At 71.7% G+C, this 12711-nt stretch carries 11 protein-coding genes; 7 read left to right on the plus strand and 4 right to left on the minus strand.

Annotated elements, in window-relative coordinates; translation table 11 throughout:
- From OFY01_RS09990 to OFY01_RS10000, 3 genes are all read left to right on the plus strand, one after another.
- Window positions 1-460, plus strand: a 460-nt coding sequence (locus OFY01_RS09990) for a hypothetical protein (protein ID WP_266598410.1), incomplete at its 5' end; no start/stop codon positions are given.
- A 56-nt stretch (window positions 461-516) separates the two neighbouring features.
- Window positions 517-1134, plus strand: coding sequence for a hypothetical protein (locus OFY01_RS09995; RefSeq protein WP_266598412.1), 618 nt, complete (start codon window positions 517-519; stop codon window positions 1132-1134).
- 8 nt (window positions 1135-1142) lie between these two features.
- A complete protein-coding gene (locus OFY01_RS10000; protein WP_266598414.1) occupies window positions 1143-1826 on the plus strand; it encodes an OmpA family protein in 684 nt (227 codons plus the stop codon).
- 88 nt (window positions 1827-1914) lie between these two features.
- Here OFY01_RS10000 and OFY01_RS10005 read toward each other — a convergent pair whose 3' ends face one another.
- From OFY01_RS10005 to OFY01_RS10015, 3 genes are all read right to left on the minus strand, one after another.
- The gene (locus OFY01_RS10005; protein ID WP_266598415.1) at window positions 1915-3276 is read right to left on the minus strand and encodes a cytochrome P450; all 1362 of its coding nucleotides are present in this window, start codon (window positions 3274-3276) and stop codon (window positions 1915-1917) included.
- A gap of 231 nt (window positions 3277-3507) precedes the next feature.
- Window positions 3508-5340 carry a gamma-glutamyltransferase family protein gene (locus OFY01_RS10010; protein WP_266598417.1) on the minus strand — a complete coding sequence of 611 codons (1833 nt, stop codon included), beginning with the start codon at window positions 5338-5340 and terminating at the stop codon, window positions 3508-3510.
- 215 nt (window positions 5341-5555) lie between these two features.
- Complete coding sequence (locus tag OFY01_RS10015; protein ID WP_266598419.1) at window positions 5556-6059, minus strand: DinB family protein; 504 nt, start codon at window positions 6057-6059, stop codon at window positions 5556-5558.
- A 125-nt stretch (window positions 6060-6184) separates the two neighbouring features.
- On the opposite strand from OFY01_RS10015, the gene OFY01_RS10020 reads away from it, so the two are divergent.
- Entirely contained in the window at window positions 6185-7051 is an 867-nt protein-coding gene (locus tag OFY01_RS10020) for a class I SAM-dependent methyltransferase (protein ID WP_266598421.1), read from the plus strand.
- A gap of 577 nt (window positions 7052-7628) precedes the next feature.
- On the opposite strand, the gene mgrA is transcribed toward OFY01_RS10020, so the two are convergent.
- Window positions 7629-8669: an L-glyceraldehyde 3-phosphate reductase gene (gene mgrA / locus OFY01_RS10025; protein WP_266598423.1), complete on the minus strand. Its 1041-nt coding sequence runs from the start codon at window positions 8667-8669 to the stop codon at window positions 7629-7631.
- A gap of 135 nt (window positions 8670-8804) precedes the next feature.
- Between mgrA and OFY01_RS10030 the strand changes: the two genes are divergently transcribed.
- The 3 genes from OFY01_RS10030 to OFY01_RS10040 all read left to right on the plus strand — a co-directional run bounded on the left by OFY01_RS10030 (window position 8805) and on the right by OFY01_RS10040 (window position 12433).
- Window positions 8805-9578 (plus strand): isoprenyl transferase, encoded by a 774-nt coding sequence (locus OFY01_RS10030; protein ID WP_266598425.1) that lies wholly within the window; start codon window positions 8805-8807, stop codon window positions 9576-9578.
- A 362-nt stretch (window positions 9579-9940) separates the two neighbouring features.
- A complete protein-coding gene (locus tag OFY01_RS10035) occupies window positions 9941-11269 on the plus strand; it encodes a PhoH family protein (protein WP_266598427.1) in 1329 nt (442 codons plus the stop codon).
- 450 nt (window positions 11270-11719) lie between these two features.
- Window positions 11720-12433, plus strand: a complete 714-nt coding sequence (locus OFY01_RS10040; protein WP_266598429.1) for an aggregation-promoting factor C-terminal-like domain-containing protein — start codon at window positions 11720-11722, stop codon at window positions 12431-12433.
- The last annotated feature ends 278 nt before the right edge of the window (window positions 12434-12711 follow it).

Raw genomic sequence — 12711 nt, forward strand, 5'->3', positions numbered from 1 at the left:
GTCCGCGCGCGACGACCTCGCGGACGGGCTCGGCCGCGCCGTCGCCGACGGCGGCGACTGGATCGGGTGGCTCGACGGGCAAGGGGACCAAGGAGCCGGAGGGTACGGCGCCGGCAGCGGCGTGTACGCGGCCGCCTCCCGGCTCGCCGCCGCCAACGACGCCGACGTGGTCGCGGGGCCCGACCCCACCCGGGCCGGCGGATTCCCCGGCTACCGCGTGGAGGTCCGCTCCCGCCGCACGGTCGGGCACACGATCATCCCGGGGACCGAGAACCGGAGGGCCACCGCCCACGCCACCGCCGTGATCCGGCCGCGCTGTGCCGTGCCCGCCGACGCCGACCCGAAGAAGGCCGTCCACGTGACCTGCGACGGACAGGGCTTCGACATCGATCCCCGGCATTTCCACGCCGGGGACCTGCCGGACGCGGCAGCCTTGTTCTCCGTCCGCCTGGCCGAGTGAACCACTGACCCGCTGAACGACCGAGTCACCGAACTACTGGGAGGGAAGCCGCAGCGATGAGACTTCGGCGCACCAGCACGTCCCGCCGGGCGATGACCGCGGTGGCGCTCTTGACCGCACTGGCCTTCTCCCTCGCCGGGTGCGGCGGCAGCGGCGGGGGCGGTGGCGGCGGCGATGGGTCCGGCGGCGGAAAGCCGTCGGCCTCCTCCGGTGCACAGGCCGCCGGGGGCGCCGGCTCGCGGCCCTCCGCCTCGCCGTCCGCCTCGGCCTCCCAGCCTCTCGCCACCGTCACCGGCAACGGAGTCACCCTCGCCGTGACGTCCGCGCGACGCGACCAGGGCGGCTTCGTCACCGTGTCGGGCACCGTGACGAACAACAGCGGAAAGTTCTGGATCGCGGCGGACTGGAAGGGCGACGAGCGCGAGCTGAGCGTGAACGGCGCCTCGCTCGCCGGAGCGTCCCTGGTCGACGCCCAGGGCAAGAAGAAGTACCTGGTGCTGCGCGACACCCAAGGCCACTGCCTGTGCACGAAGTTCGACGGCGGAGGCGTCCAGGCGGGCCAGACCACCGACTGGTACGCCCAGTTCCCCGCTCCGCCCCAGGGGAGCGACAAGGTCACCTTCCAGGTCGGGGCGATGCCGCCCGCGTCCATCCAGCTCACCGAGGGCGGGTGACCGCGCCCATGCCCACAGCCTCGCCCCGTACGCGTAGAACCACCGCTGCCCTCGCCGCGGCCACGGTCACCGTCGTCCTCGCCGCCGGCGCGGTCGCGCACGCCGCTCCCCGCAACGGCGGCCCGGGCGGCGCCCCCGCTCCGGCCCGCACCGGTGCCCCGCCCGGCAGCACCACCACGTCCCCGCCGCCGCACGTCGACGCGAGCAGCCCCGGCCTCCGGCTGGCCGACGGGGCCACGCTCGCGCCCGCCAAGGTCCTCGACATCAAGTCGGTCGTGGAGGACATGTCCGGCGACGAGCGGCGCAGCGACACCAGCGAGGACGTGACCTTCGCGCTCCAGGCGGAGGTCCTGTTCGCCAAGGACAGCGCCAGGCTCAACCCCGACGCGAAGGCGCGCATCGGCGAGATCGCCGACGAGGTCGAGAGGCAGAAGGCGCAGACCGTCCGCGTCTTCGGCTTCACCGACAACCTGGGCACGTACGCCCACGGCCTCAAGCTCTCCAAGGCGCGCGCCGAAGCGGTCCACGACGCTCTGGCCACGGCGCTCGGCGCACAGGGCTCCGACATCACGTTCCAGGTCAGGGGCTACAGCGAGGACTATCCGATCGCCGACAACAGCACGGAGGAAGGCCGCAGGAAGAACCGCCGCGTGGAGGTGTCGTTCCCCAAGAGCAGCCGAGGCGGCTCCTGAGCCGCTCTGCGCGCGTGCCCGCCCGCCGGGGACGACGCGGTGTTCGTACGGGGCGGGCTCCTCCTCGTCCCCGTTCCCGGTCGGACGTTCAGTCCCGCAGCCGCACCGGCAGCGAATCCACCCCGTACACGATCGACAGCTTCCGGAACTCCAGCTGTGAGGGGGCCACCGCCAGTTCCATCTCCGGGAAGCGGGCGACCAGTTGAGGGAAGGCCGCGCGCAGTTCCATCTTGCCGAGCTCCGCGCCGATGCAGCGGTGTATGCCGTAGCCGAACGCCAGGTGGGAGGCGGTCGGCGGGCGGGCGGGGAGGAAGGCGTCCATGTCGTCGTCGGGCCCGCCGAGTCGGGGGTCGCGGTCGGCGGCGCTGAGCGAGACGATCACCACGTCGCCGCCCGCGATCGGTACGCCGCCGACCTCCGTGTCCTGCCGGGCGAACCGCGGGAACGCCGTCTGCACCACCGTGAGGTGGCGGAGCAGCTCGTCCACGAACGGGGCCGTCACCGCCGCCGGGTCCTCCGCGTCACGTATCGCGGTGAAGTGCTCCCGGTCCCGCAGCATGATCAGCGTGCCGAGCGCGAGCATGCTCGCCGTCGTCTCCAGGCCGCCGGTCAGTACGCCGTCGGCCAGGCCCGTCAGCTCCTCGTCGGTGACCGAGTCGCCGTGTTCGCGCACGAGCATGCCGAGGAGGCCGTCGCCGGGGGAGCGGCGCTGCTCGGCGACCACGCCGCGCAGATAGTCGAGCGACTGCGACACCGCGCCGAACGACGCGCCCGCGCCGCCCAGCACGTCGAACCGCGCGACCGAGAACCGCTGGAACGCCTCCCGCTCCTCGTACGGGACGCCGAGCAGTTCGCAGATCACCAGCGCCGGTACCGGCATCGCGAAGTGCTCGACCAGGTCGGCCGTGCCGTCCGGCGACGCCTGCGCGGCCTTGTCCAACTGGGCCAGCTGCTCCTCCACGATCGCGTGGATGCGCGGCGTGAGGCGGGACAGGCGCCGCATCGTGAACTCGGGCGTCAGCAGGCGGCGCAGCCGCGTGTGGTCCGGCGGATCGCAGAAACCGAGGCCGCCCGGGTTCTGGTCGGCCCCCGCGCCGCCCACACCGACCAGGTGGCGGAAGTCGTTGCTGAACGCCTTCGCGTCGCTGAGGACTTCCTTCGCCTCGTCGTACCCGGACACCAGCCAGACCGTCATGCCCGGTATGGGCAGTTTGCTCACCGGTTCACGGTCGCGCAGCGCGCCGAGCTCGGACACCGGGTCGAGGCCCTCCCGGCGCAGCGGCAGCAGTGCGGCGTCGGGAAGCTTCGACAGGATGGAGAGGTCGAGGCTGCCGCCCTTGCGGCGGAGACGGGCGAAGTAGAGGCGGGTCAGCCAAGCCGCTATCGAGGACCGGGCGGATCGTGTGGATCGCGCCGGTCGTCGCGGGGAGCGTACGGAACGAACGGACATCTGCTCGCATTTCTGCGGGGGACGGACAGCCTGGTGTGTGGGAACGGGCCGTGTTCTTACGGTGGCGGGGGGATTGCCAAGGGTACGTGCGTCACCGGGGGGCGGCGGAAGAGGGCCTGCCCCTGATTCGACCCTGGGGACAGCCCCCGATTCTTCCCGGGGGCGGGCCCCCGGGCCAGGGGCCGACCGGCCTCTTCCCCGGGCGGCGCCTGACACCGTCACTCTCCGGTGTCACCTTCCGACCGCGTATCCCTGCATCCCCCGCGGGTTCGCCGCCGCCGACAGCACACCCGTGCGCGGGTCGCGCGCGACGGCGCACAACCGGCCCTCGGACCACGCCCCGCCCACCGTCACGTCGTGGCCGCGCCGCCGGAGCTCGTCGACGACCTCCCGCGGCATACGTGCCTCGACCGTCACCGCGCCGGGGCGCATGCCGCGCGGGTGGAACGAGCCCGGAAACGACTCGTTGTGCCAGTTCGGCGCGTCGATCGCGCCCTGGAGGTCGAGGCCGCCGCGGACGGCCTCACGCAGCGCGACCGCGAGGAAGAAGTGCACCTGCCACTGGTCCTGTTGGTCCCCGCCCGGCGTCCCGAACGCCATCACCGGCACACCGTCCTTGAGGGCGAGGGACGGGGTGAGCGTGGTGCGCGGGCGGCGGCCGGGCGTGAGGGAGTTCGGCAGGCCCTCCTCCAGCCAGGCCATCTGCAGCCGGGTGCCGAGCGGGAAGCCCAGCTCCGGCACGACCGGGTTGGACTGCAACCAGCCGCCGGACGGCGTCGCCGCCACCATGTTGCCCCAGCGGTCGACCACGTCGAGGTGGCAGGTGTCGCCGCGCGTCGAGCCGTCGGCGCTCACGGTCGGCTCGCCCGCCCCGGCCGCGCCGGGACCGGCCTGCGCCCCCGGCTCTCCGGCGGCCACCGCGCGCACGTGGGCGCTCAGGCGGGGCTCGGCACCGAGCGGGGCGCCGGGGCGCAGCTCCCGGGACGCCTTCCCGGGGTCGACCAGAGCGCGACGCTCGGCGTTGTACGCGTCGCGGAGCAGGGCGCGCACCGGTGCCTCGGCGGCGCCGCCGCCCGCCGCGTCCCCGTACCACGCCTCCCGGTCGGCCATCGCCAGCTTGCAGCCCTCGATGAGCAGATGGACGTAGTCCGCGCTGCCGTACGCGGGCAGTTCGGCCGGTTCCGGCGGGAGCAGGGCGAGCTGCTGGAGGAAGGCGGGGCCCTGGCTCCAGGCACCGGCCTTGCACACCGTCCACCCGTTCCACTCGTATGTCGCCGGGGCCTCGTAGCTCGCCTCCCACGCGGCGAGATCGGCCAGGGTGAGCGTGCCCGCGTGACGCTCGCCGCTCGTGTCCAGGGTGGGCCGCCGGGCCTGCCGCACCAGCGCTTCGGCTATGAACCCCTCGCGCCACACCCGCCGCGCCGCCTCGATCTGCGCCACGCGGTCTTCCCCGCCCGCCTCCTCCGCCTCGCCGATCAGCCGCCGCCAGGTGCCGGCGAGCCGCGGGTTGCGCAGCAACTCGCCCGGCCGCGGCGGCTTCCCGTCGGGCAGGTACACCTCGGCGGACGACGTCCACTCGCTCTCGAAGAGCGCGCGCACGGTCTCGACGGTCGCGCCGACCCGCTCCACGGGCGCGTGCCCGCCCTCCGCGTACCCGATCGCGTACGCGAGGACCTCGGCGAGGGACTTGGTGCCGTGGTCCCGCAGGAGCAGCATCCAGGCGTCGAACGCGCCCGGAACGGCCGCGGCGAGCGGCCCCGTGCCGGGGACCAGGCCGAGCCCCAGCTCGTCCCGGTAGTGCGCGACGGTGGCCCCCGCCGGTGCCACGCCCTGCCCGCACAGCACCCGCACCTCCCCGTCGGCCGGGGCGAGGATGATCGGCACCTCGCCCGCCGGACCGTTCAGATGCGGTTCGACGACATGCAGCACGAAACCCGCGGCGACGGCCGCGTCGTAGGCGTTACCACCGGTCTCCAGGACCGCCATCGCGGACTGGGAGGCCAGGTAGTGCGTGGACGACACCATGCCGAAGGTGCCCTGGAGAGTCGGACGGGTCGTGAACAAAGAGGCTCCTCACCCATGGTGCTCGGTGCTCGGCCGGGTGCCGCGGTCCTGGTTCTCGGGATCGTACGAGGACGTGCGCGTGTACGGCAGTCCGCCGGGGCGGCCGCGTACCGCTCCCGGCTCGGACCGTCTCGGTCCCCGCGGCCTCCGGTCAGGCCCGGTCGACGGTCAGGCCCGGTCGACGGTCATGCCCACGGGACGTGACCCGGTCATGCCTACGGGAAGCAACCCGTCACCTCGTCCGTCAGCTCTCGCAGGATGTCCATGTGGCCCGCGTGCCGCGCCGTCTCCTCCAGCATGTGCACGAGCACCCAGCGCATCGACACCTTCCGCCCGTCCCACGCCGTCCCGACCGCCTCCAGCGGGAGTTCGGCGATGGACCGGTCGGCCGCCGCGCGCGCCCGCGCGTAGAACGCGAGCAGCGAGTCGATCGTCTCGTCGTCGGCCGGGGCCATGTCCTCGCTCTCGTACGGGTCGAACCACAGTGGCTCGCTCTCCCGGCCGAACGTCGTGCAGAACCACGAGTACTCGACCGACGCCAGGTGCTTGACCAGCCCGAGCAGGCTCGTGCCCGACGGGGTCAGCGCACGCCGCGCCCGCTCCTCGTCGAGCCCCTCCAGCTTCCACACGACGACGTCCCGGTGGCGGTCCAGCGCCACGTGGAGGCTCTCCTTCTCCCCGCCCTCGTACGGGACGTGCCTGACCTGTACCTCGCTCATGACGCCGCTCCTCCCCCTCGGTGACTCACCTCTCGGCGTGCGTCTCCAACGTAGCGGCGACCACCGACAACGGCCCCGGCGAAATGGAGAGGTGCGTGTGCCCGCCCCCTGCCAGCATGGACTGCATGAGCCCCACCGACCTTCCGGACCGCCCCTCCCGCCACACCTCCCGCCCCTCCCGCACCTTCGACGAACTCGTCGCCGAGGCGGTCGCCGAGCCCACCGAGGGGTGGGACTTCACGTGGTTCGAGGGCCGGGCCACCGAGGAGCGGCCCTCGTGGGGGTACGCCCGGCTGATGGGGGAGCGGCTCGCGCGCGTGGACGCCGCGCTCGACCTGGACACCGGCGGCGGGGAGGTGCTGAACCTCGCGCCGAGGCTGCCGCCCCTGACGGCCGCGACGGAGAGCTGGCCGCCGAACGTCGCCAAGGCCACCCGGCTGCTCGCCCCACGTGGCGTGGTCGTCGTCGCGACACCCGGCGGCGCGGGCGCGCCGCTGCCCTTCGCCGACGATGCCTTCGACCTGGTCACCAGCCGCCACCCGGTCGAGCCGCACTTCACGGAGATCGCGCGAGTGCTGCGCCCCGGCGGCACGTACTTCGCGCAACACGTCGGCCCGAGCAGCGTGTTCGAGCTCGTCGAGTACTTCCTGGGACCGCAGCCGGAGGAGGTCCGCAGCGGCCGAGACCCGCGAGTGGAGGCTGCGCGGGTCCGGGAGGCCGGGCTCGACGTCGTCGACCTGCGCGCGCAGCGGCTGCGCATGGAGTTCCACGACATCGGCGCCGTCGTCCACTTCCTGCGCAAGGTGGTCTGGATGGTGCCGGGGTTCACCGTCGACGCCTACCGGCCGCGGCTGCTCGCGCTGCACGACCGGATCGAGCGCGAGGGCCCGTTCGTCGCCCACAGCACGCGTCATCTCATCGAGGCGCGCAAGCCCTCCAGGCCCTCCAGGTTCTCCATGCCCTCCACGCCCGTCGACCCGTACAACCTCTGAGTGGCCACACGGTAGCTCGCGGCAACCGATTCCGCATCGTTATCGGCAGGCGATCGAACCGAACGTAAGAGTCGAGTAAGTTCAGACCAACGGCAATTCGCGTGAGCAAAGCTGCGCGGCGGTACCGCGCAGTGGAGGGGGCTGCGCGGTGCCGTGCCGTCCTCAGCCTCGGCGTCCGCCCCGGTCTCCGACGGCCGTCCGCCCGGCCGGTCCGAACCGGGGCCCGTGCGCGCCCGCCCGAATGCGCCAATGTGCGCGCCCCGTCCGCGCGGCCCTCGCGCCCCCTCTCCGGGCCCGGTGACGCGTCAACCACGCGCCTGACACGGGAGAGGGACGCCGGACACGCGGTGTTATCCGTCTGCCACGTGCCACAGGCACCTGTACGACCCCCGCAGGGCAGTAGCCGCGCGGCCTGAACCATGCGTCAGGGCGTCGCCGGGCGATTTCGGAGAGTAGTTGTCGCCCGCCGGTGCACACGACATCCCTTACGAAGGGTTATGGTGGAAACCCCCCCTCGGGCCGGTCCGTCTCCCCCCCCACGGACCGGCCCGTTTTTCTGTCCCGGTTTTCCGTCCGGTCAGCCGCGCCCGGCCCAGATGTTCGTGCCCGGCGTCGACACGGCGAACGAGTCGATCTCCACCAGCTCCTCGTCGGTCAGCTTCGGACCGGCGAGCGCCGCCACGTTCTCCTCCAGCTGCGCCACGCTCGACGCGCCGATCAGAGCCGACGTCATCCGCTCGTCCCGCAGCACCCACGCCAGAGCGAGCTGCGCCAGGGACTGGCCGCGCCGTCGGGCGATGTCGTTCAGGCCGTTCAGGCGGCGCACGACCTCCTCGCTCAGCAGGTTCGGGTCGAGCGACTTGCCCTGCGTGGCGCGCGAGCCCTCCGGAATGCCGTTCAGGTACTTGCCCGTCAGCAGGCCCTGCGCGAGCGGCACGAAGGAGATGCAGCCCATGCCGGCCGCCTCCAGCGTGTCGAGCAGCTTGTCGTCCTCGGTCCACCGGTTGATCATCGAGTAGGACGGCTGGTGGATCAGGGCCGGGACGCCCATCTCCCTCAGCAGCCGCGCCGCCTCGGCCGTCTGCTCGCTGTTGTACGACGAGACGCCGACGTACAGCGCCTTGCCCTGGCGCACCGCCGACGCGAGCGCGCCCATGGTCTCCTCGAGCGGGGTGTCCGGGTCGAAACGGTGCGAGTAGAAGATGTCGACGTAATCCAGGCCCATCCGCTTCAGCGACGCGTCGAGCGACGACATCAGGTACTTGCGGCTGCCCCACTCGCCGTACGGACCGGGGTGCATCAGATAACCGGCCTTGGTGGAGATGACCAGTTCGTCACGGTAGCGAGCGAAGTCCTGGGCGAAGAGCTTGCCGAAGTTCAGCTCCGCCGAGCCGGGCGGCGGCCCGTAGTTGTTCGCCAGGTCGAAGTGTGTGACGCCCAGGTCGAACGCGCGGCGCAGGATGGCGCGCTGCGAGGACAACGTCCGGTCGTCCCCGAAGTTGTGCCACAGGCCGAGCGAGATCGCGGGCAGCTTCAGGCCGCTGCGGCCCGTGCGGCGGTACTCCATCGCGTCGTAGCGGTCGGACGCGGCCGCGTAGGGGGATGTGGTGTCGTTCATGGGCACGACGCTACGTCAGGGCTCTGACACCCCCCACTTGAGGACCGCTGGAGCGGGGGTAGGCTTTCGCCCTCGGGGAACCGCCATCCGCACGGACCCCCACACGGACATCTGCACTGAGGGGCTGAAACGACCGTGAACCTGCGCGACAGGCTGCGCGGCCTGCTGGTCAGGCTGTACGCGCGCCGGGTGGAGGGTCACCTGGATCACAACCAGGTGCCCAAGCACATCGGGGTCATCATGGATGGCAACCGGCGCTGGGCCAAGGCCGCAGGATCCACCACCGCCCAGGGTCACCAGGCGGGCGCGGACAACATCCAGGAGTTCCTCGGCTGGTGCAGCGAGACGGACGTCGAGGTGGTCACGCTGTGGCTGCTCTCGACGGACAACTTCGACCGTCCCCAGGAGGAACTGGTCCCGCTCCTCGGCATCATCGAGGGCGTCGTCCGCTCGCTCGCGGCCGACGGCCGCTGGCGCGTCCACCACGTCGGCGCCACCGACATGCTGCCGTCCGACATGCGCACGGCCCTCAAGGAGGCCGAGGAGGCCACCGCACACGTCGACGGGATACTCGTCAACGTCGCGATCGGCTACGGCGGCCGCCAGGAGATCGCCGACGCCGTCCGCTCGATGCTGCTGGAGGCCAACGCCCAGGGACAGTCCCTGGAGGAGGTCGCCGACGCCGTCGACATCGACCTCATCGGCAGTCACCTCTACACGAGCGACCAGCCCGACCCCGACCTCGTCATCCGCACCAGCGGCGAGCAGCGCCTGTCCGGCTTCATGCTCTGGCAGACCGCCCACTCCGAGTACTACTTCTGCGAGGTCTTCTGGCCGGCCTTCCGCAAGGTCGACTTCCTGCGCGCGATGCGCGACTACGCGGCCCGCCACCGGAGGTACGGCGGCTGACGCCCCGCTCCGGGCAGGCCCCGCCCGGGGCACGCCCCCGGGGACTCGTGCGCCATCGGGCGTCACCAGGAGTTTACGAAGGCGCCGTCATATGCCCAAGCATGGCGGCGCCTGTTCGAGGGAATAGGCCTTCTAGGTCGGCGTCCGAACCACGGACGCCAGATCTCAGCGGACGGCACGGGGCCGTCCGCCCGGGAGGCCCTTTGCACCAGGACGACCGTGCCCGCAGGCGTACGGCTGACGACTTGGAGGGCCGGCTCTCGGCCCGCGCATCGGGGCCGTCGACCGGCGTCTCCTCCGCCCGCCCGGCCCAGCACACTCTCCGTCGCTCCCCGACCTCATCCGAGGGGGTACGTCCTTCCGTGGTGACCAGCAACAAGCGCCCCAGTCACAAGCCTGACCGGCGCACCTATGTTCTCGACACCAGCGTCCTGCTGGCCGATCCGAACGCCCTGACCCGATTCGACGAGCATGAAGTGGTCATTCCCGTCGTCGTGGTCACGGAGTTGGAGGCCAAGAGGCACCATCCGGAGCTCGGCTACTTCGCCCGGCAGGCGCTGCGTCTGCTCGACGACTTCCGGGTCCGCTACGGGCGCCTGGACGCGCCGATCCCCACCGGCGACCTGGGCGGCACGCTGCGCGTCGAGCTCAACCACTCCGACCCCAGCGTGCTGCCCTCCGGCTACCGGCTCGGCGACAACGACTCGCGCATCCTCGCCGTCGCCCGCAACCTGGCGGCCGAAGGGTTCGACGTCACCGTCGTGTCGAAGGACCTGCCGCTGCGGATCAAGGCGTCATCGGTCGGTCTCCTCGCCGAGGAGTACCGCGCCGAGCTCGCCATCACCGAGTCGGGCTGGACCGGGATGTCCGAACTGACCCTCCCCGCCGAGCAGGTGGACCTCCTCTTCGAGGAGGAAGGCGTCTACGTCCCCGAGGCCGCCCACCTGCCCGTCCACACGGGCCTGACCATTCAGTCGGAGCGGGGCAAGGCGCTCGGCCGGGTCACGCCCGAGGGCAACGTCCGCCTGGTGCGCGGCGACCGGGAGGCGTTCGGCATCAAGGGGCGCAGCGCCGAGCAGCGCATCGCGCTCGATCTGCTGCTCGACCCGGACGTCGGGATCGTGTCGATGGGCGGCCGGGCCGGCACCGGCAAGTCGGCGCTCGCCCTCTGCGCGGGCCTGGAGGCCGTCCTGGAGCGGCGCCAGCACCAGAAGGTGATGGTCTTCCGGCCGCTGTACGCGGTGGGCGGGCAGGAGCTCGGCTATCTGCCGGGCACCGAGGCCGAGAAGATGGGCCCCTGGGCGCAGGCCGTCTTCGACACGCTCTCCGCCGTCACCTCGCGCGAGGTCATCGAGGAGGTCACCGCGCGCGGGATGTTGGAGGTGCTGCCGCTCACCCACATCCGGGGCCGGTCGCTGCACGACGCGTTCGTGATCGTGGACGAGGCCCAGTCGCTGGAGCGGAACGTCCTGTTGACCGTTCTGTCCCGGATCGGGGCGAACTCCCGTGTCGTCCTCACCCATGACGTCGCCCAGCGCGACAACTTGAGGGTCGGTCGGTACGACGGCGTGGTCGCGGTCGTCGAGAAGCTCAAGGGGCACCCGCTCTTCGCCCACGTCACGCTGACGCGGTCGGAGCGTTCGCAGATCGCGGCCCTGGTGACCGAGATGCTGGAGGACGGTCACATCTAGAGGGGGGCGAGGGCGACGATGTCACCTCTGGGGTGATTCGCCGCGGTTTCGCAGCAGTTGGCGCCGTCCGGTGAAGCCAGAGAGCTTAGCCGGGCGGCGTCGCGGCGTGTGCTCGTTTCCGAAAAACGCCTGGCACAAACAGGGTGTGACCTTTCCCACGCAACGCAGAATTGCCTTGCGGCGTCCGGATACGGCAGAGTCACGGTCCTGTCAGGCCCCGCATACGACACATGCGTACCCCCAGCGGCACAGCACCACAGCAGCCCCGGCTGCACCTTGAACTTCATAGAGGCCGTCGTATGCCGCCCGAGCACCACGCGGCGCTCCCACAACGGGAGTTGCCCACCGGGCCCGTGCCTCCCGTGACCCGTCAGTTGGGAGGCCAGTGCCAGGGGCACGATTGCGTCCGCGAGGGTCACACTTCAGCGGGCGATGCTGGAAGGAACCCGTGTGAGCCGGATTTCGGTCCGGGGATTCGCAGTGGCCTCGGCCACCGCGGTCACCACTGTCGGCGCCGTCGTGGGTGTTGCCTCGGGCAGCACCGCTCAGCCCTCGAACGAGGCTGAGGCCACGGCCGGCGACGCGACCCTCCTCGCCGACATACCCGCTGGTGAGCAGGCGCAGGTGCAGACCGCGTCCCTGACGCAGCAGGCACAGACGCAGGCCATCGCGGCCGACACCGCTGCCCAGAAGAGCGCGGAGGAGGCCGCCCGCAAGAAGGCGGCCGAGGACGCGATCGCCAAGCAGAAGGCAGCGCAGGCGGCGAAGGACAAGGCCGAGGCGGAGGCCAAGGCGCGTGCCGAGGCCAAGAAGGAGGCCGCGAGCCGTTCCGCGACGCGCGACGCCTCCAGCTTCTCCCCGCAGTCGTCGTACACGGTCGCCCAGATCCAGGCGATGGCGCGCCAGATGGTGCCGTCCGGCCAGTTCCAGTGCTTCAGCAACATCGTGAACCACGAGTCGAGCTGGAACTACCGCGCGGTCAACGCCTCCTCGGGCGCCTACGGTCTCTTCCAGGCGCTGCCGGCCTCCAAGTACTCCTCCGCGGGAGCCGACTGGCAGACCAACCCGGCCACGCAGATCAAGTGGGGCCTCAACTACATGGACAGCCGCTACGGCAGCCCCTGCCAGGCATGGACGTTCTGGCAGGCCAACAACTGGTACTGAGCCGCCGCGGCCGCTCTCTCAACCTTCTGGAACCCCTCACCGTCCTTCGGTGAGGGGTTCCAGCGGTTTTTCCATGTACGGTCGGGTCGGTGCCGAAGGCTCCCGGGGGAGTTGATGAGAGCGCACGGGGGAAAAGGACGGATCATGTCGCGAGTTCCAGGCTGGCTCGACCGGCTCGGTGCCGGGATCAGCAAGGCCGGTGCACGCTTGGAGGAGCGCCGCGCCGAGGCGGAGCGCGCCGCCGAGGCGGACCTGCCTCTCGCCCCGCAGCCCGTGCC

Source organism: Streptomyces beihaiensis, from assembly GCF_026274175.1.
GTDB lineage: Bacteria > Actinomycetota > Actinomycetes > Streptomycetales > Streptomycetaceae > Streptomyces > Streptomyces beihaiensis.

Coding starts and splice junctions, on each gene's coding strand:
- OFY01_RS09995 (WP_266598412.1), top strand. CDS start 517: ATGAGACTTCGGCGCACCAGCACGTCCCGCCGGGCGATGACCGCGGTG.
- OFY01_RS10000 (WP_266598414.1), top strand. CDS start 1,143: ATGCCCACAGCCTCGCCCCGTACGCGTAGAACCACCGCTGCCCTCGCC.
- OFY01_RS10005 (WP_266598415.1), bottom strand. CDS start 3,276: ATGTCCGTTCGTTCCGTACGCTCCCCGCGACGACCGGCGCGATCCACA.
- OFY01_RS10015 (WP_266598419.1), bottom strand. CDS start 6,059: ATGAGCGAGGTACAGGTCAGGCACGTCCCGTACGAGGGCGGGGAGAAG.
- OFY01_RS10020 (WP_266598421.1), top strand. CDS start 6,185: ATGAGCCCCACCGACCTTCCGGACCGCCCCTCCCGCCACACCTCCCGC.
- mgrA (WP_266598423.1), bottom strand. CDS start 8,669: ATGAACGACACCACATCCCCCTACGCGGCCGCGTCCGACCGCTACGAC.